Source organism: Rhizobium sp. ZX09 (assembly GCF_017357485.1).
Classification (GTDB): domain Bacteria; phylum Pseudomonadota; class Alphaproteobacteria; order Rhizobiales; family Rhizobiaceae; genus Agrobacterium; species Agrobacterium pusense.
In genome coordinates this window covers 2,321,783-2,347,495 of the sequence record NZ_CP031363.1, presented here as the reverse complement: position 1 = coordinate 2,347,495, position 25,713 = coordinate 2,321,783, and the positions used below count along the sequence as shown (strand labels likewise).

The 25,713-nt window shown below is 59.0% G+C and carries 24 protein-coding genes; 11 read left to right on the top strand and 13 right to left on the bottom strand.

Going from position 1 to position 25,713, the window contains the following annotated elements:
- Window positions 1–80 precede the first annotated feature (80 nt).
- The 4 genes from BTN45_RS11645 to BTN45_RS11630 all read left to right on the top strand — a co-directional run bounded on the left by BTN45_RS11645 (window position 81) and on the right by BTN45_RS11630 (window position 4,545).
- Entirely contained in the window at window positions 81–1,151 is a 1,071-nt protein-coding gene (locus BTN45_RS11645; protein ID WP_207587906.1) for a hypothetical protein, read from the top strand.
- 115 nt (window positions 1,152–1,266) lie between these two features.
- Window positions 1,267–1,809: a hypothetical protein gene (locus tag BTN45_RS11640; protein ID WP_207587904.1), complete on the top strand. Its 543-nt coding sequence runs from the start codon at window positions 1,267–1,269 to the stop codon at window positions 1,807–1,809.
- Window positions 1,802–3,772: an ATP-binding protein gene (locus tag BTN45_RS11635; protein ID WP_207587902.1), complete on the top strand. Its 1,971-nt coding sequence runs from the start codon at window positions 1,802–1,804 to the stop codon at window positions 3,770–3,772. The genes BTN45_RS11640 and BTN45_RS11635 overlap by 8 nt, the downstream gene beginning before the upstream one ends.
- Window positions 3,769–4,545, top strand: coding sequence for an ATP-dependent Zn protease (locus tag BTN45_RS11630; protein WP_207587900.1), 777 nt, complete (start codon window positions 3,769–3,771; stop codon window positions 4,543–4,545). The genes BTN45_RS11635 and BTN45_RS11630 overlap by 4 nt, the downstream gene beginning before the upstream one ends.
- A gap of 222 nt (window positions 4,546–4,767) precedes the next feature.
- Here the strand turns inward: BTN45_RS11630 and BTN45_RS11625 are convergent, their stop codons facing one another.
- From BTN45_RS11625 to BTN45_RS11600, 6 genes are all read right to left on the bottom strand, one after another.
- Window positions 4,768–5,883 (bottom strand): patatin-like phospholipase family protein, encoded by a 1,116-nt coding sequence (locus BTN45_RS11625; protein WP_207587898.1) that lies wholly within the window; start codon window positions 5,881–5,883, stop codon window positions 4,768–4,770.
- 37 nt (window positions 5,884–5,920) lie between these two features.
- Window positions 5,921–6,607, bottom strand: a complete 687-nt coding sequence (locus tag BTN45_RS11620) for a hypothetical protein (protein ID WP_207587889.1) — start codon at window positions 6,605–6,607, stop codon at window positions 5,921–5,923.
- A gap of 60 nt (window positions 6,608–6,667) precedes the next feature.
- A complete protein-coding gene (locus BTN45_RS11615; protein WP_207587887.1) occupies window positions 6,668–7,702 on the bottom strand; it encodes an AraC family transcriptional regulator in 1,035 nt (344 codons plus the stop codon).
- 12 nt (window positions 7,703–7,714) lie between these two features.
- The gene (locus BTN45_RS11610) at window positions 7,715–8,566 is read right to left on the bottom strand and encodes an oxidoreductase (RefSeq protein ID WP_207587885.1); all 852 of its coding nucleotides are present in this window, start codon (window positions 8,564–8,566) and stop codon (window positions 7,715–7,717) included.
- Window positions 8,567–8,777: 211 nt separating this feature from the next.
- Entirely contained in the window at window positions 8,778–9,362 is a 585-nt protein-coding gene (locus BTN45_RS11605; protein WP_207587883.1) for an SAM-dependent methyltransferase, read from the bottom strand.
- A 55-nt stretch (window positions 9,363–9,417) separates the two neighbouring features.
- Window positions 9,418–10,269: an SDR family NAD(P)-dependent oxidoreductase gene (locus BTN45_RS11600; protein WP_207587881.1), complete on the bottom strand. Its 852-nt coding sequence runs from the start codon at window positions 10,267–10,269 to the stop codon at window positions 9,418–9,420.
- Between the two features lie 215 nt (window positions 10,270–10,484).
- Between BTN45_RS11600 and BTN45_RS11595 the strand changes: the two genes are divergently transcribed.
- Window positions 10,485–10,925, top strand: coding sequence for a cupin domain-containing protein (locus tag BTN45_RS11595; protein WP_207587875.1), 441 nt, complete (start codon window positions 10,485–10,487; stop codon window positions 10,923–10,925).
- A gap of 322 nt (window positions 10,926–11,247) precedes the next feature.
- Here BTN45_RS11595 and BTN45_RS11590 read toward each other — a convergent pair whose 3' ends face one another.
- Complete coding sequence (locus tag BTN45_RS11590; protein WP_207587874.1) at window positions 11,248–12,717, bottom strand: mechanosensitive ion channel domain-containing protein; 1,470 nt, start codon at window positions 12,715–12,717, stop codon at window positions 11,248–11,250.
- A gap of 167 nt (window positions 12,718–12,884) precedes the next feature.
- Between BTN45_RS11590 and BTN45_RS11585 the strand changes: the two genes are divergently transcribed.
- The gene (locus tag BTN45_RS11585; protein WP_207587872.1) at window positions 12,885–13,034 is read left to right on the top strand and encodes a hypothetical protein; all 150 of its coding nucleotides are present in this window, start codon (window positions 12,885–12,887) and stop codon (window positions 13,032–13,034) included.
- Here BTN45_RS11585 and BTN45_RS11580 read toward each other — a convergent pair.
- The 4 genes from BTN45_RS11580 to BTN45_RS11565 are packed head-to-tail and all read right to left on the bottom strand — an operon-like array spanning window position 13,024 to window position 17,256.
- Window positions 13,024–14,184 (bottom strand): ABC transporter permease, encoded by a 1,161-nt coding sequence (locus BTN45_RS11580; protein WP_207587870.1) that lies wholly within the window; start codon window positions 14,182–14,184, stop codon window positions 13,024–13,026. The two genes, BTN45_RS11585 and BTN45_RS11580, sit on opposite strands and share 11 nt — an antisense overlap.
- A complete protein-coding gene (locus tag BTN45_RS11575) occupies window positions 14,181–15,395 on the bottom strand; it encodes an ABC transporter permease (RefSeq protein WP_246751642.1) in 1,215 nt (404 codons plus the stop codon). The genes BTN45_RS11580 and BTN45_RS11575 overlap by 4 nt, the downstream gene beginning before the upstream one ends.
- Complete coding sequence (locus tag BTN45_RS11570; RefSeq protein WP_207587868.1) at window positions 15,395–16,375, bottom strand: HlyD family secretion protein; 981 nt, start codon at window positions 16,373–16,375, stop codon at window positions 15,395–15,397. The genes BTN45_RS11575 and BTN45_RS11570 overlap by 1 nt, the downstream gene beginning before the upstream one ends.
- 14 nt (window positions 16,376–16,389) lie before the next feature.
- On the bottom strand, window positions 16,390–17,256 hold the full coding sequence (locus BTN45_RS11565; protein WP_207587859.1) for an SDR family NAD(P)-dependent oxidoreductase: 867 nt from the start codon (window positions 17,254–17,256) through the stop codon (window positions 16,390–16,392).
- A gap of 236 nt (window positions 17,257–17,492) precedes the next feature.
- On the opposite strand from BTN45_RS11565, the gene BTN45_RS11560 reads away from it, so the two are divergent.
- From BTN45_RS11560 to BTN45_RS11540, 5 genes are all read left to right on the top strand, one after another.
- Window positions 17,493–19,211: a hypothetical protein gene (locus BTN45_RS11560; RefSeq protein WP_207587852.1), complete on the top strand. Its 1,719-nt coding sequence runs from the start codon at window positions 17,493–17,495 to the stop codon at window positions 19,209–19,211.
- 102 nt (window positions 19,212–19,313) lie between these two features.
- Window positions 19,314–20,297 carry a catalase gene (locus BTN45_RS11555; RefSeq protein ID WP_207587850.1) on the top strand — a complete coding sequence of 328 codons (984 nt, stop codon included), beginning with the start codon at window positions 19,314–19,316 and terminating at the stop codon, window positions 20,295–20,297.
- A 4-nt stretch (window positions 20,298–20,301) separates the two neighbouring features.
- A complete protein-coding gene (locus BTN45_RS11550) occupies window positions 20,302–20,697 on the top strand; it encodes an ester cyclase (RefSeq protein WP_207587848.1) in 396 nt (131 codons plus the stop codon).
- On the top strand, window positions 20,694–21,212 hold the full coding sequence (locus BTN45_RS11545; RefSeq protein WP_196379756.1) for a hypothetical protein: 519 nt from the start codon (window positions 20,694–20,696) through the stop codon (window positions 21,210–21,212). The genes BTN45_RS11550 and BTN45_RS11545 overlap by 4 nt, the downstream gene beginning before the upstream one ends.
- A 4-nt stretch (window positions 21,213–21,216) precedes the next feature.
- Complete coding sequence (locus BTN45_RS11540; protein WP_207587840.1) at window positions 21,217–22,542, top strand: peroxidase; 1,326 nt, start codon at window positions 21,217–21,219, stop codon at window positions 22,540–22,542.
- Window positions 22,543–23,198: 656 nt separating this feature from the next.
- Here the strand turns inward: BTN45_RS11540 and BTN45_RS11535 are convergent.
- Together BTN45_RS11535 and BTN45_RS11530 are read right to left on the bottom strand one after the other, a co-directional pair.
- Complete coding sequence (locus BTN45_RS11535) at window positions 23,199–23,471, bottom strand: hypothetical protein (protein ID WP_207587838.1); 273 nt, start codon at window positions 23,469–23,471, stop codon at window positions 23,199–23,201.
- A gap of 930 nt (window positions 23,472–24,401) precedes the next feature.
- Window positions 24,402–25,528 (bottom strand): IS3 family transposase gene (locus tag BTN45_RS11530; RefSeq protein WP_207587836.1). Its coding sequence is split into 2 segments (ribosomal slippage): window positions 24,402–25,300 and window positions 25,300–25,528, totalling 1,128 coding nucleotides; the frame shifts between segments, so codons are not numbered across the junction.
- Between the last annotated feature and the right edge of the window lie 185 nt (window positions 25,529–25,713).

Here is a 25,713-nt window from a genome sequence, read left to right as displayed (position 1 = left end):
CGGACATAAAGCGGCCCAAGCCGATGCTGGTAACATCGACAAGGGCCTGACCCTCAGCCTTCGTGAAAAGGAATCGGGCTATGACCACGTTTACCTCTATGACCCCCACAGGGGAAGTTCTTCGTTCGACTGTCGCCGCGGCATCGATGTTCTCCCATGGCTCCTTCGGTATCGGTGCGTACAGCATTGGCGAGCCAGCGGTCCTGCGCCGCCATCCGCATATCGTTCGCTTCGCCGAAGTCGAGGCCGATCTCGATCTGCTGATCGATCGCGCCATCGCTGCCATTGCCGACGGCGAACCCGTCGAAGACGAAATCCTCGGCCATTACGTTCACATCGCCTCGCTCGTCCGTGCCGTTTCGTTCCGCGAAGGCAAGCTCCTGGAGCAGGCGGTCGAGCGTCTGGCGAAGGCTAATCCCAACATTGTTGTCTTGACCCAGTCGTTGAAGCTTCCTTTGGTCAAGGCGGCACTCGAAGCCGTGTCCGGAAACGACTGGCAGAGTCTTGATGGGGTCAAGCTCGATTGCGAGGCACCCGCCAAGGGCAGCTATACGCCGGACCTGATCCTTGTGAATCGGGCGCGACACACCGCTTACATCCTCGATCTGAAGCGGTCGCTCGCTTCTTACGGCGACACCAGCCGTCTCGAAGAGTTGAAGCTGAAGATGATGGCGTCGGCGATGGTCCTGCCGGACTGGCTCTACAAAAACCAGAAGCGGATGATGGTCGATACGGTCGAGGTTGCGATCGTCGACGGCGCCAGCCGCCCTAGCGACCACGGCAACGGCATCTGGGCATTGTCGGAGATCGACGACCTGCTGGAGATCGATGGCGTTGCGGCCTGCATGGCCGAACTGCGCTTGCGCTTCGGCCGCCGCGTCCAGCAGCTTCTCGAGGCAGAAGCTCGCAAGGCCCTTGGTGTCATGGCGGTGGCTGTGTCGGATTCGATGTGGCCCTCGACCGGGACCGTGTCCGGCAAGCCGCTGATCGCGCTGAACGGTCCCGCCCGCACTTACGAAGAAGAGCGGGCCATGGCTGCGAATGAAGAGGACGACGGTTACTGCGACCTGGGGTGCTTCGACGATCAGGACGAAGAGCCGGAGCCCGCCCGCATCCGGGTCGGCTTTGCCCGCCGTCCGCGCCGGCACTGACGAGCCGCTAGCCTGACGGCACTGATTGCGGCCGCACCTGAAGTGCGTGGCCGGCTCCCCAGTCCTTTCCATTCCATGAACGCCGGATGCCAATGGCTCCGGCGAGGAGACAGTCATGTCCATCGATACCCACAACCCGTCTGTGGCCGGCTTCCGTTGCGAAGCGGTCACGACCGATACTATCGCGTCGCCTTGCCTTCACAGCAGGCTCGTCAATATCCCTCTTGTACACTCCGATGACCTGGATCGCGGTTCGAGCGATCGCGACGATCCCGCCGTTCTGATCGGGCTGGCGCTCGCCTTCGTCCGGCAAGGTTCTTTGCTGGATGGCCTTGTGCCGGAGCCTCTGATGCTGCGGTTGCGCGCACTTGCCGAGGGCGGCAATGCGGCATGCCGCCTGTTGCTCGACTGGCTGCGGAGCCGCAATCTAAATCCCGCTCCGCCCGGGAACGAACACCTGAGCCTGTCTGTCTCGACCGGTTCGTCGGCTGGCGCGCATCTGCCACGTCGTTCGCCGCGCGACCATGTGTTGGCGCGGATCCCGCAGCCCGGTGGCATTGACGGGTGGCGGCGTGGTCGGACGCGTCCGCGCGATCCGGTGCAGAATGCTCAAACGGCAATTATTGCCGCGGAGACGGGAGGTCGGACTGATGGATAAGCTCACCCGACTGTTTATCCGCCGCCTTCGTCATCTTAGCCGTCGCGAGGCACGCCGGACCGCGCTGCGCAACGGTCTGCTGGAAAGCAAGATCGTCGATGTCGATGGTCATCTCACCTGCCGCTACAGTCCGGCTTTCGACACGACACGACTGACCGGCGATCCGATCCGTGACGATACCTGGTTCCGGCGGAATTTTGGTGACTGGCTTGTCGCACCGAAGGATACCGGCAATCCGACGACCGGCTCTGCTGGCGATGGTGTCGTGACCACCGGGATCGTTCATCCGTCGTTCGCCTCGCAACTCTTGGCCCTCCCTCGGGTGCGTCGCGGCACAATCGCGCATGACGGAGTGCTGGGTAACGGAGTTGATCGGCGCGCTTACGCCGTCGGCCTGGTGGATCGGGCAGTCGCTCAGCCACTGGTCAGTCACATCGTTGCAAGCCTGGTTCTGGCGCGCGCGGTGAAGAGCAGCGGGCGGTCGCTTCGGGAGATCGTTTATACGCTCACCCGTGTGACACCGGTCATCACACTCCATGCGCCACTTGCAGGCTTCGAGGGGCAAGTGCTGCGGCTCCTGGAGAAAACCCGGCTGGTGCCGGGCGGCCCGTTTGCGATCGTCGATGCGGACCACATGTTCAACGACGATCACTTCGATGTCCTCGAAAGTGAGGCACGCAAGCGCCTGATGACCTTCTCGGGTGCCGGCGTGCATCGTGTCACGGGCAATGCCCTGCGCCGGCGGATGCTCAGCGCGCTGTCGCGCGACTTGTCCGTCCTGGCCGTCGCGGAAAAGCGATCGGACATTCCCTCGCTGCTGCAGATCTCCGCCGACCTGTCGCTGGAAACGGGAAAGCTCGATCGCAGGTTCGTCGCCGACCTGGTCGAGGTGTTTTACCCTGACGAGGCAATCGAGATGCTGGGCCTGCCGTCGGATTCCGATGCGCGCTGGTTGTCACTCGAGGATCTGGTTCTTGCCTTTCGTCCGGGGCGGCATATCAGGGACGTACTGCATGTTCTTGCAGTGCTCATTGAGCGCAATCGCGGTGAGTTCGAGGAAGAGGAGGGTGGTGGTGGCGACAAGGGATCCGGATCGGCGTCCTCCAGCACATCCAGCGAGAAACCCCAAGGCTCGGATGAAAAGCCGAAATCGAACGACACTGATAGCAACGGTCGCTGGAAGAAGGACAAGCCGTCTGGCGCCGAAGTGATCCAGCCGGAGCCTTTGCCGACGGCAGGTGAGATCGGCCCAAAGCCGCCAATGACCGTCGAAACGCTCTCCGGATATGGCAAGGCGAAAGACTGGGCGCTCGATCTCAAGGTCGACCTCGACGATTACCGGGCAAGCATCCTCGCTTGGTCGGAGATGAGCACCAAGCTGCTGCTGTCCGGCCCGCCGGGAACCGGCAAGACGACCTTTGCCCGGGCGCTGTGCAACAGCCTGCGAATCCCGCTGGTCGTCACATCCGTCTCGACCTGGCTACAGGGCGGGCATTTGAATGACGTCATCGACAGGATGAGCAAGACGTTTGTCGAGGCGCGGGCCATGGCGCCGGCGATCCTGTTCATCGACGAGATCGATGGCATCGGCAAAAGGCAGCCGGCTGAGCGGGAATATGCCGACTACTGGAATACCGTCGTCAACAAGGCGCTGGAACTGCTCGACGGCGCGATCAAAAACGAAGGGCTGATCGTCGTCGGCGCCACCAACCGACCCGAGCATATCGATGAGGCCATCAAACGATCAGGACGATTGGAGACCCATATCGAAATCCCCAGGCCCGATGTGCCGACGCTGGCCGAAATCCTGGCTCATCATCTTGGTGACGATGTGACATCGCTGATCCGGGAGCCAGAGGCGGATGCTCTGTCGGAAGCTGACGATGGATTCTCGCTGAAGAAGATCGTCGCCGACCATCTGAAGGCAGAGGCGGAAGACGAACGGAAGGGAGCAGGCCGGTGACCGAGCCGCAGAACAACAACACGGCGGAAACGCTGGCAGCCGTGCAGCAGGGCAATCCCGTCGACGCGATCCTGCGGCGTTTGGCAACACGCGCGATGGGGCTGACAGGTGCGGATATCGAACGTGTCGTCCGGGAGGCGCGATTGAAGGCGCGCCGCGGCAAGCGGGCGATCCGCTATGAGGACATCGAAGACGGCATCCGCGGTAATCGCCCGCCCGTGCCTTATAATCTCCGTTGGCGCTTCGCCTTCCACGAGGCAGGGCATGCGGTCGTGCATCATGCGCTTGATCTCGGACCTGTTCGCGGCCTCAATATTGACACGGGGCAGGGCGGCTACAATCTCGTCGGCTTCCACGTCTGGGCTACCGACACTCGTGACTGGTACGAAAACATGCTGACCATGCTGATGGCCGGAAGGGCTGCCGAGCAACTGGTGCTAAAACGTGTCTCCAGCGGTTCCGGTGGTACCGACGACAGCGATCTGGCGCGCGCCACCCGGCTGGCCTTCGACATGGAGCGCACCCTTGGATTCGGGAGCGAGCATCCGCTGCTCTATCGTCCCCATCGCGATCCGGGTGCGGTGTTCGACCGTGATCCTGAGCTGGCGGCTCGCGTTCATCAAAGGCTGGTAACGGCGCTCGACCGGGCGGCGACGATCCTCAGAAAACGTCGCCCCACATTCCATGCCCTCGCAAAGGCGCTGTTCGAAGCTCAAGCAATGGATGAAGAGGCAGTGCTGCAAATCCTGACAGATGGTGAACTGACTCCTTAGAGCTGGAGTGGTACGGCCGACCTTGGAGCGATACGTAAAATGGAATTCGGTCTATGTGAGCTTCCGTCGTTGGGCCAAGACCCTCTCGAACTGGGGATGATGGATAACTGGCAGCACATGATCGATAGCACCACAGTTCGCGGCCATTCTCAGGCTGTGGCACTAAAGGGGGACTTATCAGGAGGCTTTTGGTCGGTCACACGGCGGCTTACAAATGGCAGCTCACGGCGCGGCGAGCCGCGCGCTGGTTTTTAAGGTAGGCGTCGCAAACTGGTCGAAGCCGCGCTGCCGCCCCATCGCGTAAAGTCCTTGCATCTCCGCAGGTTTAAACGCGAACGGATTAGCGGCCTCCGGGACCACGTCAGGAAGCGCGATCAAATGGAATCGCGCACCCGCTTGTCTGGTTTTGGTCTGAGCCTCCTGAACCGAGACGTAAAGCAACTGCCGGATGAGCTGGGAAATTCCACGCTGCGCCAAGCTCAAGGTGGAACTCGCGTTGCTGCGAGCCGCAGCTTCACGGCTGACATGGCCGTTTGCGATCACCCAGACATCGGTCAGTCCGGATGCGCGCCGATCGAACATGAAACTTTCCAGGGGGACTGGTGTCTTTACACCGCCATCACCATGTACGGCGAGCGGCCCTCCTCGACTGTCTCGCACGTAGACGGGTTCGACCAGACCGGGAACCGCCGCCGATGCGACGAGCACGTCGATATAGCTATCTTTACGATTGGTGCCGCTCGCGGCAATCGCTCCCATATCCCAGAGCACCGGCTTGCCAGCGCTCATGTCGGTGGTCGTGACGTAAAGCCGGCGTCCGGCTGCATGCGCCGCCGCGACCGCATCGAGCATCCCGTCGCTGATGACTTTTTCCAGAAGTTGGCGCAATGGGGTCGGATCGTACAGACCCGTGGCCAGCAATGTCTTGATCCCGTTGGAGCGGAAGACCTCACGCGTCGTCGTCGATGTGTAGACGCTTTCGAGCACATGGTCGTAATCAGGACCGAGGAATGCTGCTGTCGCCTGCAGCGCTCCGGTCGAGGTTCCCGAGACGATGTCGAACACCGGCCGTTTGCCACTCTCCGTCCAGGCCGTCAACACGCCCGCGCCAAACGCCCCGTCGGCGCCGCCACTGGTTAAGATGAGGATGTTGCGGGCCTTGGCCGACCTTTTCGATCCTGATTGGACTGAGTTCGTGTGCGAGCTCGGTAGATCGGGGCTTACTATCGCATCGCCCGCATCGATGACCATGTTAGTGCGAGCGCAGGCCGAGAGCGACAGCGTCAGAATAAGCCCCGCTGCGAAGGGTAGCCGCCGGATATGGGAAGGTTGCCTCATGATTGAATCCCGCGTGGACAGGCGCAGCGTCGGGACCTCACGCTTTCACGTCTCTACCCGGGCGGACGGCTCTCGCCAATCGGCGCATATCGGCATTCTCATACAGATGACGGCCGGGGGGAGAGAGCCCGACAACCGCTTCGATCGCGTCTGCGGCGGTATCGGCAGGGATGGCTCCATAGCGTGAAAGCGGGCCGAGCAGGATCGGCGTGAGAACTGCAAAGACGCTCTGGCCGATCGCCTCCCAGACGCGCCGTTCGCTGCGGGCGCCGATGAGGAAGCCCGGACGGATCAGATCGACCCGCTCGAAGCCCAGATCTATGACCGCCTGTTCGATCTTGCCCTTGGTCTGGAGATAGAAGCCGGGCCCACCGGCGCTTGCAGCGGCGACGAGAATGAACTGGCGCGCTCCGAGCGCCCTTGCACCTTTTGCTACGGCGAGGACGTAATCGTGGTCGACGCGAAACATGGCGGGCTGTGATCCAGCGGTACGGATGGTCGTGCCGAGGCAGGAAATGGCGACATCGACGCCTTCCGACGCAAGTGGACGCAAGACCTGCTCGGGGGCCATGCAGAGGCTCTCATAATCGATCGCTCGACCGGATGCCGACGACCCTTGACGAACGAGGCCCGTAAGATCGATGTCATCTCTTGCGGCAAACCGCGCGGCGACGATGCCGCCGACCAATCCGGTGCTGCCTGCGAGGAGAACGCGTTGGCTCATACTGAAAATCCCTTCGGCAGGTTCGAAACATGCCTGCCTGTTCATTTTGCGGAGATCGGCTTAATGGAGACCGGCGGATCCGGCTGGACCAATCTTGTTCATGTTCATCTCGCGCCAGCGGTTGGGCGGCATGCCTTCCCATTCGCGGAAGGCGCGGTAGAAGGAGGTCGTATCCTGATAGCCGAGCAGGCAGGCGACTTCGTCAATGTCGGTTGCCGGATCAGTCAGGAGATGACGACCCAGATCGCGGCGTGCGTCTGACAGGAGATCGCGGAAGGTCGAGCCTTCCTCTGTTATGCGCCGTTGCAGCGTTCTGTCACTCATGCCCAATTGCTTCGCCACGTCAGACAGACCCGGTTGGCCGCTGGCGAGACTGCGTTTCAGCACGATCTTTACCTGCTCTGTTACCGAGCTTTGCGCCTCCAGTTCGCCGAGTGCTGCGCTGAGTGCCGGCGTCAGCATCTCCAGCATCTCCGGGTTATGGCCCGGAAACGGCCTGTCGAGATCGGCCGCGTCGAGCACCAGGATGTCGCGCTGAGCGCCGGTGCGGATGGGGCAGCCAAAATATTCCGCGTGGGTTGTACCGGCCGGCCCCGGCCGTGCCAGCTCCAGCCGGCGCGGTACGATGGCCCGACCGGTGGCGCGCCGTCCAAGCTCCACAAGCGTTGCAAAGGTGATATCGACCGAGATGGCAGGCTCCACACCTGTGGCGAAGGGCCATTCGGCGGATATGGTGCAATCTCCACCGGCCTCGACGATCTGCAGGTGCTCCGGTGTGCACAGTCGCTTGAAACGTGCGAGCCGGGTCAATCCGTCACGATAATCGCGTGCATAGAAAGCGGCGAGGCTCGATGGCGGATGGACGGCCGTATCGACGGCCTGCACCATGCGAATCCCGAGCGCTGCATCGCCCGAAAGATCGGCCATCGCCTGCATCAGCGCGAAGTACTGCTGCGTGGTTACGAAGGCCTGCGCACCAAGATGCAGCGTCGCCGGCAGCCGCGCCTGCCTCAGTAGGGCGGCGGGGCGGATACCAAACTGCTCGGCTGCGCGCCAGAAGGCCTGCGGTATCTTGCACTTGTCGACCTGCGCCATCATCTGCTCCTTTTAAGCCTTCTGGGCCTTGAGCGCCTTCGAAATGCCGGTCGCCATCCGCATCATGCCGTCGAAAGCGCGGTCGGACAGGATGCCGCGCATGAAGATCATCGGCTTGGCGCCGAAGCCGATCGCATAGCGGGTCTTCGGCCTGGCCGCGGTGACGGCCTTGGCAATGGTGTCGGCAATGATCTGCGGCGGCGACTGACGCTTGACGCTGGCTTCGCCAACCATGGATTCTGCCATGGCCCTGGCCTGAACCGCGTAGGGCCCATGACCAGAGGTCTCGCGCAACTTGTCGGCGGCGATGCCGGCCCATTCGGTCTTGATGCCGCCCGGTTCGATCACGACGACATCGATGCCAAAGGGTTGCACTTCCATGCGCAGGCAGTCGCTGATTGCTTCCAGTGCGAACTTGGTGCCGTGATACCAAGCGCCAAGTGGCGTATGGATTTTGCCACCCATCGAGGTGATGTTGACGATCGTGCCGGAGCGCTGGGCACGCATGTGCGGCAGCGCCAACTGTGACAGCCTGACAGCGCCAAAGACGTTGACGTCGAACTGGGCGCGGGCCTCCTCCATCCGAACGTCCTCGACAGCACCGTATGAGCCGTAGCCGGCATTGTTCACAAGCACGTCGATGCGACCGGACTCGGCGATAATCGCGTCGACCCCTGCCTGCATGGAGGCATCATCGGTCACGTCCATCGCCAGGATCTTGATACCGGACTGCGTCAGGCGCTGCATGCTGTCGACGCGGCGTGCGGCGCCATAGACCGTGTAGCCGAGGTCCTTGAGCTTGAGGGCGGTGGATTCCCCGATGCCTGAGGAAGCGCCGGTGACGAGTGCGACTTTGTTGGCCATGTGCTGGTTCCTTGCGTTGGAAACTGTTGGTGTCCGCAGCCTTCATTTGATCCGGCAGCGTCTTATGCAATGGACACTAGCCGCTTCGATACGTCACAGCATTGGCTCTATATGCCACATAACTTGCGCATCACGCCAACAATCTGGCACTGCGTGCCGCGTTCGTATCGCTCTCCAGAATTTGTCGATCGAATGCGCGTCGCCGCCGTGATTAAGCGAGAGATGACAGCGACCGACGACGCGTGATGCGATAGACGCGAGCTGGCGGCGCGTTCAGAAGCGTCTTGCCGACGATGCTTGCCTTGAGGCCGAGCCTGTCGAGGATGCGCGGGGGAACGGGGCAGCGAGGGCCATAGGTGAACTGATAGAACGCGCCCTCGGATCGCATCTGCCAGAAGGCACTGGACAGGATCGCCATCACCTTTCGTGGCGGCATGCTCAGAAGGGGCAGCCCGCTTACGACCGCTCCGACCGAGTGCAAACTGTCGAATTCGATCTTCTTCAATCGGCCAGCGTCCATATGGATGACCCGCGTATCAGGAAATCGTGCGCGCAGGAGACGGGCGAATTCGGAACCATACTCCACCAGAGTGAGGTCTTCCGGCGCTACGCCCCGAGCAAGTAGTCCGCGGGTAAACACGCCAGTTCCCGGACCGAGCTCAATGACCGGTCCGGTGGCAGGACCAATTTCGCGCGTCATCAGCTTTGCGAGCGCCCGGCCCGATGGAGCGATGGCGGCAACCTGAAGCGGATTACTCGCCCATGACTTCAGAAACGTAAGTAAGTCGATTTGCAACTATGACACCTGAGGCTGGAAGGTGGAGGACGCGCGAAGCGCGCCCTCATATTCTTCAAAGTGATGCGATCTGTTGATTGGATGCGCTGCCCTGAGCGGCATTGGATAACTCTTCCCAGGCTTCCCATTCCACCAAACGGGCGGCATAAGCGGCACGCGCCACGGGAAGCCCTTCCGTACCAAGGAAGAACCGCAGCGGCGGCTTGGGGGCATCGACGATCGCCAGGATTGCATCAGGCGTCGCCTTGGGATCGCCGAAGGCCATTTGGGCACCTGCTGCAAAGGCCTGCTGGCGCAGTTCCGCATAGGGGGCGAGGCCTTCCGAAATCTTGAGGGAGGTCGCGCTGGCGAAATCGGTGGCGTAGGCGCCGGGCTCGATCAGAGTGACCTTGATGCCGAAGACCTCTACCTCCTTGGCAAGAGCCTCGTGCAGCGCTTCGACCGCCCATTTCGACATGTTGTAAGCGCCAGCGATAGGACTTGCGACAATCCCGGCCACACTCGAAACACTGAGGATATGGCCGCTTCCCTGCTCTCGCAGATAGGGAAGCGAAGCCTTTATTACGCGCAGCATGCCGAAAACATTCGTGTCTAGTTCGGCTTGCAAATCTTTCTCGTCGATCTCCTCAATCGCGCCGACCAGGGCATATCCGGCGTTATTCAGAACGACGTCCAGACGCCCGAACTGGGTGTGGGCGGCGGCAAGCGCAGTTCCAACACCATCGACGTTGGTGACATCAAGTTCAAGAGGCAGCACGGCCTCCCCATATTGATCGGCGAGCTCGGCAAGGGTCGACGCGTTGCGGGCGGTGGCCGCGACCTTGTCTCCGCGCGCCAGTGCTGCCTCGGCCCAGATGCGACCGAGGCCTCGTGACGCTCCTGTGATGAACCATAATTTCTCTGCCATTGTGCGGCTCCTTGTCGCTGAAGATGTGAGCAAGGATCGCAGTTGGACAAAGCGAAAGCACTAGCAGGAGACGCCGCCGCCTTTGCATGCGGCGCCATTCGTCGCCGCGCGTGCGATTTTCTTGGTACCGATCAGCTTGTCAGAGCCGTCCACGGAAAGATCGAGAACAGCGCGGCAAGATCGTGGTCATTGCTTTGTGGGTTAAAGGATCAAACATGCCTGAAGATGTCGAGCGCAAGAAGCTGGTGGAGGCGGCGCCTTATGCCGCCTTCAAGCTGAACGACATCATTCGCACGTTTCCTGAAACGGCGAACACGCTGCTGATGGATCAACGGCTGACGGATGAGGATGAGGCCAGCGCACGTGTGTTTCGCGTCTACCGGCCAACGCCTGCCCATTATCACGCGACCTGCGATGAGTATCTGATCATTCTTTCGGGTCGCGGGCGATTTTTCATGGGAGATCAACAGCCCTTCGAGGTAGGACCGGGCGGGATGCCGTTCTTCAAGAAGGGCACGGTTCACGGCATGCCCGAAATTCTCGAACATCCGCTGTTCATGGTTTCCGTCGATACGCCGCGCCGCGATCCTGGGGACATTATCTTCGTCGATCCAACCGCTGGAACGCCCGAAGGCTTTGTTCAACCGAGGAAATGAGCTTTGCGATATTTCATTGGAGAGACATGATGAAAGCATGGGTTCATCACGAGACGCGTCTGGAAGACCGTCCGCAACCATGGCCAGCGCACGGCCTACTTCTCGGTAGAAAAACCGGCTCAGTGCTGCGTGGAAAACTAAGACCCCAACGTAAAACACAAATTCCAAAATTAACAGGCGCAAAGCTGGGAAGGAGCGTGATCACTAAGTGAAAGCGATGCCTTCTTTGACAGTGGTCTGTGAGGCAAATCTGCGCAGATTTGTAGATGGGGCCGATAAGGCTGACCATGACAGATCCGGACCGGCCGCGGACGTTCAAAAATCAAAGCGTGCCCGATATTTTCAGGGCAATCCGGATCCGATCACCTATGGTCAGAGTTGGCTTTGCTGGCCCCGTCGGCGCAAGTTGCTCACGCTCCTGCTCGAGGCGTCTGGCCAGAACAACACCTATTTCATCTGCCATTGCCGGCCTCTCTTTCAAAAGTGCTGAAAGGCTGTCCTTGCCAATCTCGTAGGCTACGACGGTAGTCACTGCCCGGCTCGTTCCCGTTTCTTCTGATCCTGTCAGAAGCCCTCCTTCGCCGAACCAGTCACCAGGAGATAACCGCAGCAGTTCATGTCCACCGCTTTCGATTGATACGATCCCAGACCTTACAATGAGCAAGGACGTCAGAACCTCACCTTGCCGGGCGATAACCGACCCCTTACGAAAAACGCGCCGTGTCATCTGTGAACTGAGGACTTCTTTCTCGTCGTTAGTAAGCGATTCCAAAAGAGGCAATGCGTTCAATAGCCGCCAGGCCGTACTCTGAGGTGGCCGGTCGTTTTCGCCACGTACGGACGCAGGCTCTCCGCCGACGATAGTCACGCCCGCCGCTTTTGCGTGTCGGAACGCCAGATCAAAGACCTCATTTCTCGCGGCAGAGCCGTTGCCGACACTCGCGACACGGAAGCACAGTTCCAGTTCGATACCCTGAGAATCAAGGCTGCAAATCCTGACCGACGATTTGGCGGGGTTTGCAATTGAGTTTGCGCCACGAAGTGCGGTTTCCATCAATTCGACCGCGGCTTTGGGCGTGAATGCCAGCGACAATTTCACCCTGATAGACGTACCATGCTCTGGGTCGGGACTGCTGAGATTGATGATCCGAGCTTTCGCAAGTGCACTGTTGGGAATCGATAACAGGTCGTTTGAGCCGTTCAGGAGTTGGGTTGCCCGCCAGTTTGTCTCTACGACCTTCCCTTCAAATCCATTATCCAGACTTACCCAATCTCCCACCGAATAGGGTCTAGCAATATTGAGCGCGATACCGGAGAAGACGTCGCTCAACGTATTCTGCAAGGCCAGACCGAGAATAATCGCGAACACGCCTGAAGTGGCAACCATGGTGCCGATCGGCACACTGAACACGTAGGATATGATTGAGAAAAACGTGCCGACATAGATAATGGCGACCACCAAATCCTGCAGGAGGCGTGCCTCTCGCGGTTTGCGCTCGAATATCAGAAACACGCGGACTACGCTTACCAGACATGCAGAGCCAAGAATCCACCAGGCTGCTTTTGCCACTGAAAGCGATATTGTCAGGAGCTTGTTGGAACTCGGATCGGCTGGCGTGAATGGGGCACTTCCATTTGAAAAAAGAATTGCACTCACGGTACCAAACAGAATAAGGCGTGTGAGCAAACGAAGACTCGGATACCGGCGGAATAGAAACCAGTTCGATACGATGAAGGCAAGTATCAGGCCCGTAATCTGTATCGGAACTGAATCGGCGTCAGCGAATCCCATCAGCCTTGCCCGCTAAGGGGTCGGGAGTATGACCGCTGTGGGTGGTCAGCCCAGCATTTCTTTGACCACGAAGATGGAATCCAGAGCCATTTTGCGGCGGGTGAGGCCTTGACGCCGGACGCCCGGATAATCGTGTTGCAAGGTATGACTTGATCCCCGACAACTATGTGTTCGACAGCGCAGTTGGTTACTGCCTCGCCTGCGAGACCCTCGAAGCGACGGCGCGCGAGAACCTTTTCCGCGTAACGACCAAGGTCTTCCTGGAAACTCTCCAGAACGCCTGGGCGGGCTCCAACGACTACGACATTATGCGTTAGCATCCGGGGGCTTCCTTTTCGCTTCAGATGCCTCAAGGAGAACAGCAAGGAAGAAGTAGATTGCTGCGAGTGATCCAAGGATGAGCAACTGAGCGCGCACATCAGCGAGGCTCGCGCCGAGCTGGCTGACATTGACGATCGCATGGATTGCGCTGGTGCTCGGGATGACCAGGGCAATCGTTCGTAAGGGTTCAGGAATGGCTTCCCCCGGCCATGAGAAGCCGGCCAGGAACATGAAGGGCATTCCGATGGCCGCCGCCACCATCTGGACCACGATCGGGCTCCGGAACAGTTTGGCAACGACGATGCCAAGGCTCGCGACGGCAATCACGAAGGGAAGCGCCGCCATCATGATCGTGGACACCGATCCCAGACGGGGAATGCCGTAGAGGTCGGGCAGAACGATCAGGTAAAACGAGAAGACGATCGCCTCGAGCAGCAGATAGGCCAACATTCGCCCGCTGATCCTTTCCAGGGATCTCACGCCTGATAGCCGGGCCTTCACGTCTGGCGGGGCGGGGTAGGTTCCAAGAAGTCCAACCCCAATCAAAAGGGTTTGCTGCAGAATGAGAACAAAGGCCGCCGGCAGGATGTAGGTTGCATAACCGCCCTGCGGATTGAACAGCGGGATTGTCGTTGCCGGCATCGGGCTGGTTGCAGCCTCGGCGAGAGTTGGATCGACCTGTGCCGCGATAAGCCTGGCGGTTTCGACTTCGGCACCGACTGTCCTTGCAAGAGCGTTCACCGCGCCCGAAATGCGGCTATAGATCAGGAAATAGCTGGCATCGGCATAGAGTGCCAGCGGCGCGGAACGTCCGTGCAGGAGATCGCGCTCGAAATATTTCGGGATGATGAGTATCCCGTAGATGCCGCGAGCATAGACTTCCCGTTCGGCGGTCACCTGATCCGGCAAGACCGCGGCGATCGAGACGTCGGCAGAAGCATCGAGCCGCCGGGCAAACGCGCGGCTGCTATCCGTTCCATCGAGGTCGACCAGGGCGATCGGCACGTTGCGTAGTGCCTCCGCACGATACGGCTGCGGATAGAACACCGCATAAACGACGATTGCGAGGATCAGCACGGAAAAGGCCGGTTTCAGGGTGAAGATTCGCTTCACCTCAAGGCCGCAGACGAACAGCAGATCCTTCATGACATTGTACCGATTGTCGCCGTAGGGGGGCGGGCAAGCTGCGATACCTTTTTTCGAATGGCGCCGAGCCGGAGCGCGGTCAGGCAGGCGAGGAGGATCACCATGAACAACAGGATTGCAAGGGGACGGACGGAGAGATCGAAGGGTGCTCCCCGGATTGTCTGGTCGATCCGGGCAATCAGGTACCAGGTGCCGGGCAGGGCGTCGCCCCAATAGTACGCGAATGCGTTCATCCCGATGCGGGGAAAGCCGATCCCCATGAAGCCGAAGGCTGGTGCGGTAAGCAGTGTTCCTATGCTGACAGCCGTTGCCATTGGACGAAGGATGAGTGCGAGCAAGGCGCCTAAAAATTGATTTGCCAGAATGAAGAGGATGCCGGCGCCCAGGAGCAGAACCCTATTGCCCCGTAAGGGTAGCTCGAAAACCAGAAACAGCATTGCATCCGCGACCCCGAGGACGAACAGGAAGACCAGCGTATAGGGAACGAGTTTGCCGAACATTGCCGGCCAGATGCCTCCGCCGAGGCGCCTCAAGATGCGGAACCGATGTTCAGTCTCGGCGTCGCGGCCGATCGAATAGGCCATGACAGTCACGACGATGATCTGAAGGATTGTCGGTAACAATGCTGCCAACAGGAAATGCGTATAGTTCTGGGTCGGGTTGAAGAGCGGATTGACCTGTACCGGTATCGGGGCAAGCAAAGATCGTGCAATATCGATCGGCTGGCCTCGTGTGGTCCTGACTGACAGCCTGATGTTTCCTTCAACGCTGGCAAGTGCGGTGTTGACGCCACGCAGGGTCAGGTTGCCCGTCGTCATAGTCTGGGTGTTGTAAAAGAAGACGACCTCTGGACGCCGCCCAGCAAAAACGTCCCGCTCGAGGTCTTTCGGGATCATCAGTAGGCCATGCACCCTTCCCGAGAGGATAAGGTGCCGGCCTTCAGTCAGATCGCTGACATTTGCGACAACGGCGGCATCAGGCGTTGCGTCGACTGTACGGACAATGGTTCGCGACAGGTCGCTTCCATCAAGGTTAAGGACGGCGATAGGGAGTCGTGTCGCCAGCCCTTGGCTGAAGACTGCCGCAAGCAGACCCATCAAGATCAGGGGCATGACGATTGTTAGAAACAACAGGAACGGTTGTTTTCGAAACTGCGCTGCCTCGCGCAGAAAAACGAGCACAAAGCCTGGTTTTATACGCGCGACCGACATTATCGATCACTTCCGGGCCATGATGCGATCACGCTCATTCCGGGCCTCAGCCCCTCGATGAGCTTGATCGGAACGGCGCGGACTTCGAACGTCCTGAGGTCAAAATCGCCTGTAGCCCTGGTCGCGCGCCATGTCGCATACTGGCCCTGTGCATTGATGATCGTTACCCTTACATCGATCTCGGCACCCGTCAGTGCTGGAACGGTGACACTAAAGTGGTCGCCAACTTTGAGTGACCTTATGAGGTCCTCTCGGAGGTTGAAGGTGAACCATGGATGTTCGATATCGACGATTGAATAGAGGGGAGCGCCAGCACTGAAATTCTCACCGAGTTCGGCTATTCTGGTTGTTACTTGCCCATCGATTGGCGCGTAGACGGTGAGTTCCTTCACGTCCGTTTCCTGCTGGCGGAGCGTCGCTTCTGCTTGCTCCACCTTAGAGGAGGCAAGAGCCCGTTCCTCTTTGCTCGCACCCGTGATCGCCAAATCAAGGTTGGCCTGGGCGGCTTCCCGGCTTCGGATCGCCGCCTCCAGATTGCGACTCGATTGTTCGACACGAGCCTGTGGGACCGCGTCAGTCGTCGCAAGGCGCGCCTGCCGGGCCTGGTCGGTCTGATAGAGCACGACATCGGCCTCAGCGGCTTCGACTTCCGCCTTCCGTGCGGCGATGGTTTCCGGTCTGGTACTGTTGACCCGATCGAGATCGGCAATCGCCACGGCGAGCGCCGCCTTTGTTGTATTGAGTGCCGAGCCGAGTTGCGGGCTTGCCAATTCGACAATGACTGATCCGCGCTTGACCATGTCCCCGACGTCGGCGTGGAGCGCGGCAACGCGCCCGGAGGTACGTGCGCTGATATCGACCCGGTCCGCCGAAACCTCTCCTTGAATGATCAGGGGAGGCGGCAGTGTCGCAAACCAGAGGAGTGCGCCGAGTGCTGCAAGGCAGGCAAGACTGATGATCAAGCGTATGATCCTGGCCATGTCGGAGGCTCTCTTCAGCTTACGGCGAGAAAATCGACGCCGGTGACGGCAGACGAAGACTTCGCGACATCAGGGTCGACGCTGGCATGGCTGGGGTTGGTCTGACTGACGATCTCGCCGGCGCGCGCGAGAATGTACGGTTCCATGTGCGTGGCATGCGTCAGTATCCAGAATTGCTTCGCTGCGATTGCGGAAAAGACCTGTGCGGCGACATCGGAAGGTTCCATCGCGTGCGATGATTTCATGGCATTGGCGTCGGCAGGCCTGCCCGCGGTCTCGGAACTCATGATGTTCGTTTTGACGAGGGCCGGGCAAAGAACGGAAACACCGACGCCGGACCGGCTCGCGATAAGCTCCCGATAGAGGGTTTCGGAGAGGCCGACGACCGCGTGCTTGCTCGCGACATAGGCCGACGCGGCAGGGATGGTGACGAGGCCGGCCGCTGAGGCCGTGTTGATGATGTAACCGGAGTTGCGTTCCCGCAGTCCGGGCAAAAACGCTAGAAGACCGTTGACGACACCGCCGACATTGATGTCGAACATCCGCTTCCAGTCGGCTTCCGTATGATCCCAGGTCAGGGAAAGCTTGGTGATGCCGGCATTGTTCGCGATCAGCCACGGATCGCCGAGAGCTTCGCTGGTCCGGTCACGCAATCGCTCCACGTCAGCGAGATTGCTGACGTCCGTCGGAACGGTCAGGGTTTCAGCTCCTGCGGCTTCGACCGACTTTCGCGCTTCGTCCAGTCGCTCCTGGCTGATGTCGGCCAGCGCGACCTTCATCCCCTTGCGTGCCGCTTCGACCGCAAGTGCCAATCCAATTCCGCTCGCCCCGCCGGTTATCACGGCGACCTTTCCAGACAAGGCTTCACTAACATTTTTCATGGCGTTTGCTCCAGCGATTGCGTCGCTGGCAGGTTAAGCAGGAACAGAGGCAGTGGAAGTTAGCTTGCGGGTGCTATCGGACAAAGTAACAGTGTGCCAATGCGCTCACAGGCGAAGTTGTGGTCGACAAATGGATTGACCAAGATCAAAACGCGCCGCAGGATTTTATATGCTTTGTGCGAGGGTAGAGAATGGATGCAATATCAGGCCCGTCACCATCGTCCGTAAGGGATCAGATGGAAAGGCTACGCAAAAGCGCCAGCTTTAATGGCTCCGATCGACTTCTCGTCCTGCTGAACTATGTCGTTGAAGAAACTCTCGGTGGCCGAGGAAAGGATCTCAAGGAAGCAACGATTGGCAATGAAGTCTATCGCCGCGACCCGCCTTACGATCCTCGAATAGACTCGACCGTCCGGGTTGAGGCGCGACGGCTGCGCAGAAAACTGGAGGAGCATTTCTCGGGCGATGGTCTGTATGATCCCGTCCTCATCACCATTCCAAGTGGTAGTTATACGCCGTTCTTCGAGTTGAACACGCAGCAGCGCGCCTCACCGGCTGGCTCTCCGGCAGTTGCAAAAGATATCTTTCGGCCTGGGCCCGGTACTCGTCTGGCGGTGTTGCCGATCAAAGTCATTTCCGGAGGAGCCGAGATTCAGGAATTCGCCGATGCGCTGACAGATGAACTCGTCTTTGCGTTCGGCTCCGAGCCTGGCCTGAAGGTACCCTCTCGTGCAACTACCTTCAGTTACCGCGACAAAGAGCCCGCGATTCCCATGATGTCGGCGGAACTCGGTTTGGATGCGATCGTCCAAGGAACAGTTCGGCAGGTCAATGGGCGAGTCAAGGTGACCGTTGAGATCTCTGATCCGCGCGGATTTGTCGTCACGTCGGACCGGTTCGAAAGCGCGTCTCCAAACCTTGGCGAATTAACCGAACGCATGGCGACTACGTTCGTCAGCAGATTGCGCTTCGATAGCTCCAAGATGCGCAATCTCCAGATTAGTCCCGGGCCTGTCGCCGTCGATTCCCACGCCAAGATTTATCGTGCGCGCCAACTGCTTGACAAGCAAACGACCGAAGGCATCAAGGCTGCGTTGCAACTCTTCAGAGATGTCGCCGCAACCGCACCGGACTATGCGCGTGGTCATTCCGGAATAGCGGATTGCTTCTGCGATCTGTTCAGGATCGGCGCCATCGATGAGCCGGCGGCACTCGCTCAAGCGAAACCTGCCGCGGAAGAGGCACGTCGGATCGACCCGGAGTCACCGGAAGCGTATGCGGCACTAGGAACGATCCATGCCTGGCTCGAGCGTGATCGGTCCGCAGCCGAAGACAGCTTCGAGATATCGCTATCGCTTGGGCGCAACGCAAGATCAGCGAGGATTTACGGCTCATACCTTGCACTGCTGGGGCTGACGGAAGAGGCTGAGCAGCTCTTTCGGGAGGCGCGCACGATCGAGCCTTTTTCTCAGCAGCAGGACATCGCCGAGTCTGTCAGCCGGTTCCAGGATCGTCAGTTCGACTGGCTCATCGAGAAGCCTCTTGAGATCGAAGTCGGGAACGCGCCCGCCGAGGCACTCTATTACATGGCACTCAGCAGTCATTTCGGGGGTAGATCATATCAAGAGGAGTTTTTCCTACCTCTTGAGCGCCTCAGAATTGGCAACCCACAACTGATTTTTGCGTCCGCGGAACTCGCCGCCTGGCGTGGAGCGACAGATACCGCGGAACGGACGCTTGGCGTAGACAATCCAAGGGCCGGAAAATTCGCATATGCGACGCTCGCTTCCGCTGTCGGCGATCGCACGCGGGCGCTCTCCTACCTTTCCGAGGCGTTGGACGCCCGCGAACTGGCCACCGTCTGGATGCGAACCGATGTTCGGTTCGACTTTATACGCGATTCGACTGAATTCAGGGCTCTCATCGATCGCCTGGAGGCATTACGGCTGTCGTGAACATCAGCTAACTGGTCAAACGGTTAGCCGATTCACACCTTACTTTTGTCGATTCCCGTCCGGCTCCTATCGTCTCGCCACCGATCACAGGAGGCTTCGGACGTGAGTCAGAACAGTCAATATCGTAGCGCAGATCTTATCGTCGAACGAATACACGGCGTTCTTGGGCATTATCCCGGCTACCGGACACTTCACGCCGACGGCCGCTTGTACAAGGGGCACTTCCAAGCCTACGACATTGCTCGGCAGTTCACGAGGGCAGTGCATCTGCAAGGGCAAGAGCTGCCTGTGTCCGTACGCTTCTCCAAGGGCGGGGGCAATCCGCACGCCTTCTTCAACTCGACCGTTGGCATGGCGACGCGCTTCTATCTCGAGGATGGGCGAGTCACCAATCTCGTGATGCTGAGCCAGAAGCTGTTCTTCGCTAACACGATCGAGCAGTTTGTCGAGCTTGTGAACTCGGCTCAGCCCATAGCGCCAGGGGCTGGCCCGAACAAGGCGGGTCTCGACGTGTTCCTCGCGTCAAATCCCAATGTCATGAACGTTTTCAAGATGCGGGCCGCCGCCCAGGCTCCTGTCAGCTTCGGCAATACCGAATTCCATGCCGTCCATGTATTCCGATACCTAAACGCTGCCGGAGACCTGCACCACGTGCGGTGTCATTGGATACCGGTCGATGGCGTCAAGGGGCAGGATACTGAGATCCTCACCCATCAGAGCGTCGACGTCTTGTTTCTGGAGCTGGACGAGCGTCTGAAAACCTCTCCCATTGAATTCGAACTTGAGCTTGAGATCGGCCAGCCTGGGGACCCCTTGAACGATGCGACGGCGCTATGGCCGGAAGACCGGCAGCGCGTTCGTATCGGCCGCCTTCGCGTCACTGGTCCGACCAGCGAACAGGAGATTGGCGATCGCCTGATGAACCACGACCCGACGATGCTGGTCGATGGGATCGAGGCTACAGATGATCCGATCCTCCAGATCAGACGCGGCGTCTACGAAGCCTCCGCCGCTCAACGAAGTGGAGGCTGGCAAGCCTCCCAGGCTCAAGCAGGAGGGAGGGCAGATGGGACGGCGAAATCTTGATCATATGCGTGCACTCGATACGGCCTGGAACAGGAGACAATGGTCAGACTATGCGGCTCTGTTCGATGAAGACCTTGTCGCCTGGCGCTCAGGCGAGATCGAGCCGCATGGCAAGCAGGAGCATGTTTTCAGCGCGCAGCGATTTTGCGCAGCTTACCCTGAGGCTCAAGTCGACGAAACCTACCTGGATTTCTTCCTGAGCGCGGACGGACACAAGACCTGCTCGATAGCGATCCTCTCAGGAATTACCGATGGAAAAGCTCCAGCGTTCGAAGTCACCTTTACAGCAATATGCACCTGGCGAGATGGTCGTGTCGTCGAGCAGCGCGAATACGTCGATGACCAACTCTTCCAGAAATATCTTCAACAGTTCACCCTCGACAACGGAGACCAATCATGAGTGACAACATCGCGCCTTTGGAAGCTCGTCTTGCTATGGCTCAGACCGTCACGAACCAGCCGGACGGTCCGGGAAAGCGTATCGGCAAGCGCGGTGAGCTGACCATGATTGGCAATGTGCTGCCGGGCGGCGCGGCCTTGTTCCGCGAACGCCTGCCGCAGTTTCAGGCAGAAGCTGGCTACTGGGAAGATCGCGTCGGAACTGTCCAGGATTTCCGTATCCTGCTTTTCGACAACGACACCCGGTTCCTTCTTTCGCTGGTCTATGATGGAGACTTCGAGCCTTATCTCGTCGATATCACCACACAGGCGCATCAGTGGCTCGATTTCTTCGCGACCGATGTTCTGGAAGGCTATCCCGGCTTGACCAGCCCTCATGCGGCCGATTGGGTCAAGAGCCTGATGCATCCCGCCGAGTTCTTCTATGTCGGCGCGCCGAATTCAAGCGTGAGAGACATCAAGAAGATGGAAAAGCTTTCGAAAGCGGTGAGCGATCTTCTCGACGCGGCCGGCTGAGACCATGGTATCGACACTCGATTTTGCCGACATTCAGGGGACTGTCCTTCGCAGCCGCCCGATGCCCTATTTCGGCAGCTATCTGATGTTCACGGTTCATGACGCCTCTGCGGCGCGCATTCTCTTGAAGCGGCTCGTTCCGCATATCACGTCCGCAGCCGATTGGAGCAGCCCGGCGGAGAATGCGTGGATCAACATCGTATTCTCTTATGCAGGTCTGCGAAAGTTGGTGGGCGACGAACGCCTCGAGGGGTTCCCGCGGGAGTTTCGGCAGGGGATGGCCGCGCGTAGCGCCTATCTGGGCGATGTCGGCACGAATGCGCCGGATCATTGGGATTTGCCTCACGGAGGCAATGGCTTTGATATCGGGCTTCTGGTGATGGCCGGAAGTATCGAGCTCAAGGAGGCCAAGCTTGCCATCGGGCATGCAGCCCTTGAGGGTATTCCCGGCGTCGAATTGATTCATCGTCTTGACGTCGGCGTGCCGCCAACGCTCAGGGAGCATTTCGGGTATGCCGACGGCATCAGCCATCCGTTCATCGAGGGGCAGGGTGGTGACCCCTTGCCTGGCCAGGACGTCCTGAAGCCCGGAGAATTCATCCTCGGCTATGAGAACGAACTCGGTGTGGTCGCGTCGCTCGATGCTCCGGCCGCGCTCTGGCGCAATGGCACCTTCATCGCGATCCGCAAGGTCTGGCAGGACGTCGCCGCCTTCCGAACTTTCCTTCATGAAAGTGGTGGTCGGACAAAAGACGGAGCTGAACTGCTTGCGGCCAAAATGATGGGCCGTTGGCGAAGTGGCGCGCCGCTGGCACTTTCGCCGGATAAGGACGATTCCGGTTTGGCTCGGGACAGCACTCGAAACAATGCGTTTGTCTATGCCGATACCGACGCCGAAGGCAAGCGGACCCCCGCGGGCAGCCATATTCGACGGGTCAACCCGCGCGATGCGCTCAAGGATTCGTTAACGAACATCCGGCTGCATCGCGTTCTTCGACGTGGATTCGCTTATGGACCGTTGTTGCCGGAGGACGCCATTGTCAACGACGGGGTCGATCGCGGCATCATGCTGGCAATCATAAACGCCGACCCGGGCCGGCAATTCGAGTTTGTCCAGGCGCAATGGGTCAACGATGGGGATTTCATATCGCAGGGCGCCAGGGCAGACCCTATCGTCGGCAGGCGGGATAGCGTGGACGATTTTCTGTACCCCGCGAAGCCGGTCAGAAGGCGCGTACCGGGGCTTCCTGCCTTTACTGCAACGAGAGGAGGGGAACACGTCTTCTTACCCGGCATCGCTGGTCTTCTTTGGCTGACCGAGGGGAATTAATCCGCAGTAGATCGCATTATGGGAAGTGTTCTTTCACGACAGCGTTCGCATGACGCAGCGTCTACGAGCCCAACCCAAGCGTTGTAAGAAGCACTCGGTCCGTTGCCGCCCGCAACGGCCTGAACCCGAAGACGGTCGCCAAATGGCGGGAGCGTACCACGACCGCCGGTGCATGAGATTCGAGAGCGGTTCATCGTTCCATTTTACTTTCGTCCACGAAAGCTCGCGGTGGCCTTCAAAGCCATAAAGATCAGATGATCCATTGGTCAAAAACGAATATCTTCGTCGAATGGTTGACCGAATCATTCCGAGGTATGTTTCCGAGCAAACTAACGCGCCGTTGAGCTTGGATGTCGGAACGCCGAGATTTTCTCGAATGGGAAGACGATAAATGGGCGCGGCTGGGCGCAGCTTCATTTGGGGCTGCGCGAACACGTGGTTGTTACTGTCGAGGTTGAGGACTATTTCGACGCGGCGAGTATCCTCTACTCGTCAGCCGACCTAATATTAAAGCTGGAGGGTGCCAGCCATCCGACCGCCGTTATCAGCACGCAGACGCGCACGACTGACGAAAAATGTGAACTAAAGCTTGTGGCACGGTCTGGCACTTTTGAACTGTGCCGCGACCGGCGCATTCGGCTCAAATCTGCAATCCTTCATCTGGTGAGTTTTCCGGCATTTGTCTGCCTCTGTGAGAATTCGCCTGATTTCCTTTTGAAGAGGGCGGCAAGCATCAGCGGCTCGGGCGTGTTGTTCTGGCTCACAAAGAATGGCTGATTGAGATTCAGGAACTGCCGCACACGCGAGAGATCGTCAAACAACTGAAAAGCGACGGTGGTAGCGGCATTACTCATGTCGTCAAGGTGGATCGATGCGATGGAAAATCCTTCCCCATTTCCGCACTGTGGCGGGTTATAGGGGACCTGCATCGCTTCCTCTCGTTCGCACGCGGGCAGTGGACATCGATTTTCGGCCCCGTGGGGTATGATGCAGGCAACGCGCTAGTCTATGAATCATGGGGAACACTTCTTTCAGCTCCGTGGCAGTCCGGATACGCATGGCTGGACGTCCATCACGGAGAATGTCTCGCGGAAGCGTATTCTGGCTTCGTTACCACGCTTCATAACAAGCTGTTGGGCGAGGCGGTTTCGACCGCGCTATATTGGTATCTGCGCAGCAACCGGGGCGGGGACGGCGCGGGCATCGATAGCGGCCTGATCCTTTCGCAATCGGCGCTGGAGCGCCTATCCGTCGCGATTTTATCATCATCGGGATCAACGATACCAAATTCAGCGGCGGAGAAAATCCGCGCCGCGTGCCTTGAGTTGGGGATACCTATAAAACTCCCGCCACACCTAAAGGAGTTGCAAAAGGCAAAGCGCGCAGACCCAAAACTAATGGACGCCGCTGCTATGATCGTTTGTGTACGCAACGAACTTGTCCATCCGAAACGCCGTATGGCCGTAAAGATAACTCCACTGATCGTACCATGCTGGTACCTGGCGCAATGGTATATCGAGATGTTTCTACTCAAACTCTCCGGATACAACGGCCGGTACTCCAACCGTCTGAAGGCAAAATGGGTTGGGGAAGTGGAATCTGTTCCGTGGGCAGATGAACATAGACGCAGCCGAAAGGCCACATAGCGGTGCGGCCCCGGACCCCAAAAGCAATTCTCTCATGCGTGCCAGTAAATTCTTCTGCATCGTAATATTTGATTTTGCACAGCTTCTGGTGGCAAATGGAGCCAAACAGTAATTTGAGAATGTTTACATGCCAAAAAGACCGCTTATCCAGAAGGGCGTAGCAGAGCTTGAAAAGCTGTTTGAATAGCCCCGAGTTTCGTAGACGCCCTCGGGTTAGATTTTCTGCTGTTTCTCGAACTCGACGGGGGACAGCATTCCGTTTCTGACATGCTTGCGTTTCGGGTTGTAGAACATTTCGATGTAATCGAACACGTCCTGGCGGGCTTCGTCGCGTGATCGATAGACCCTGCGGCGTATGCGTTCGCGCTTCAGAAGGTTGAAGAAGCTTTCGACGACCGCGTTGTCGTGGCAGTTGCCACGCCGGCTCATTGAGTGGACCAGATTGTGGTGCTTCAGGAACGAAGCCCAGTCCATGCTGGTGAACTGCGAGCCCTGATCCGAATGGATCAGAACCTGATCCTTGGGCTTGCGTCGCCAGACCGCCATGAGCAAGGCCTGCAGCACGACGTCGGTGGTTTGCCGGCTCTGCATTGCCCAGCCAATCACCCGGCGGGAATAGAGATCGATGACGACCGCGAGATAGGCGAAGCCTTCGCAGGTCCGGATATAGGTGATATCAGTGACCCAGGCTTTGTCCGCAGCCTCGACGTCGAATTGCCGATCGAGCGTATTGTCGACCACGACGGAGGGGCGACCGCCATATTTGCCGGGACGGCGTTTGTAACCGATCTCAGCCTTGATACCGGCAAGCCTTGTCAGACGCGCGACGCGGTTCCGGCAACACATCTCTCCCTGGTCGAGCAGATCGTCATGAAGCTTGCGATAGCCATAGACCTTGCCGCTCTCCCGCCAAGCCTGAAAAAGGAGATCGGTCTGTCGTTTGTCTTCGCTGGCCCGCTTGCTCAACGGGTTCTTCAGCCAAGCGTAGAACCCGCTCGGGTGAACATGGAGAAGCCGACACATCGTCCGCACAGAGAAGCTCAGGCGATGCAGGGCTATGAACGCGTACTTCACTTTGCATCCCTGGCGAAGTACGCGGCCGCTTTTTTTAGGATGTCGCGCTCCTCGGTGACGCGGGCCAGTTCTCTCTTTAGCCGTCTGATCTCCTCGGCCTCGTCGCTAGCCTTGGCGTTCAATGTGCCGAACTTCTTCTTCCACTCGTAGAGTGAATGCTGGCTGACACCGAGCCGCTGCGAAACCTCCGCTACCGGGTAGCCCCGCTCAGTGATCTGACGCACCGCGTCGCGCTTGAAATCTTCCGTGAAATTGCCTTTGCCCATGTAGGCCTCCTGCCTCAAATTTAGGGAAGAAGGCGTCTACAAATCTAGGGGCTATTCAGTTCGATCAACGACATGGTGATCCAAAGTTTTTGGATGATCTGCTTGAAGAGCTTTCCGAGCGAAAAACCCAGCGTGCGCAGGAGCTACGGCAGCGGGCGATGCAGGCCCGGGGAACAATCGCTCAA

Excerpts from the sequence above, each read along its gene's own strand:
- BTN45_RS11620 (WP_207587889.1), bottom strand. The coding sequence starts at position 6,607 with ATGAGCCAACGCGTTCTCCTCGCAGGCAGCACCGGATTGGTCGGCGGC.
- BTN45_RS11540 (WP_207587840.1), top strand. The coding sequence starts at position 21,217 with ATGGTATCGACACTCGATTTTGCCGACATTCAGGGGACTGTCCTTCGC.
- BTN45_RS11570 (WP_207587868.1), bottom strand. The coding sequence starts at position 16,375 with ATGGCCAGGATCATACGCTTGATCATCAGTCTTGCCTGCCTTGCAGCA.
- BTN45_RS11600 (WP_207587881.1), bottom strand. The coding sequence starts at position 10,269 with ATGGCAGAGAAATTATGGTTCATCACAGGAGCGTCACGAGGCCTCGGT.
- BTN45_RS11635 (WP_207587902.1), top strand. The coding sequence starts at position 1,802 with ATGGATAAGCTCACCCGACTGTTTATCCGCCGCCTTCGTCATCTTAGC.
- BTN45_RS11625 (WP_207587898.1), bottom strand. The coding sequence starts at position 5,883 with ATGAGGCAACCTTCCCATATCCGGCGGCTACCCTTCGCAGCGGGGCTT.
- BTN45_RS11595 (WP_207587875.1), top strand. The coding sequence starts at position 10,485 with ATGCCTGAAGATGTCGAGCGCAAGAAGCTGGTGGAGGCGGCGCCTTAT.
- BTN45_RS11575 (WP_246751642.1), bottom strand. The coding sequence starts at position 15,395 with ATGTCGGTCGCGCGTATAAAACCAGGCTTTGTGCTCGTTTTTCTGCGC.
- BTN45_RS11615 (WP_207587887.1), bottom strand. The coding sequence starts at position 7,702 with ATGGCGCAGGTCGACAAGTGCAAGATACCGCAGGCCTTCTGGCGCGCA.
- BTN45_RS11580 (WP_207587870.1), bottom strand. The coding sequence starts at position 14,184 with ATGAAGGATCTGCTGTTCGTCTGCGGCCTTGAGGTGAAGCGAATCTTC.
- BTN45_RS11550 (WP_207587848.1), top strand. The coding sequence starts at position 20,302 with ATGCGTGCACTCGATACGGCCTGGAACAGGAGACAATGGTCAGACTAT.
- BTN45_RS11565 (WP_207587859.1), bottom strand. The coding sequence starts at position 17,256 with ATGAAAAATGTTAGTGAAGCCTTGTCTGGAAAGGTCGCCGTGATAACC.
- BTN45_RS11645 (WP_207587906.1), top strand. The coding sequence starts at position 81 with ATGACCACGTTTACCTCTATGACCCCCACAGGGGAAGTTCTTCGTTCG.
- BTN45_RS11535 (WP_207587838.1), bottom strand. The coding sequence starts at position 23,471 with ATGCAGGTCCCCTATAACCCGCCACAGTGCGGAAATGGGGAAGGATTT.
- BTN45_RS11640 (WP_207587904.1), top strand. The coding sequence starts at position 1,267 with ATGTCCATCGATACCCACAACCCGTCTGTGGCCGGCTTCCGTTGCGAA.
- BTN45_RS11590 (WP_207587874.1), bottom strand. The coding sequence starts at position 12,717 with ATGGGATTCGCTGACGCCGATTCAGTTCCGATACAGATTACGGGCCTG.
- BTN45_RS11545 (WP_196379756.1), top strand. The coding sequence starts at position 20,694 with ATGAGTGACAACATCGCGCCTTTGGAAGCTCGTCTTGCTATGGCTCAG.
- BTN45_RS11560 (WP_207587852.1), top strand. The coding sequence starts at position 17,493 with ATGGAAAGGCTACGCAAAAGCGCCAGCTTTAATGGCTCCGATCGACTT.
- BTN45_RS11610 (WP_207587885.1), bottom strand. The coding sequence starts at position 8,566 with ATGGCCAACAAAGTCGCACTCGTCACCGGCGCTTCCTCAGGCATCGGG.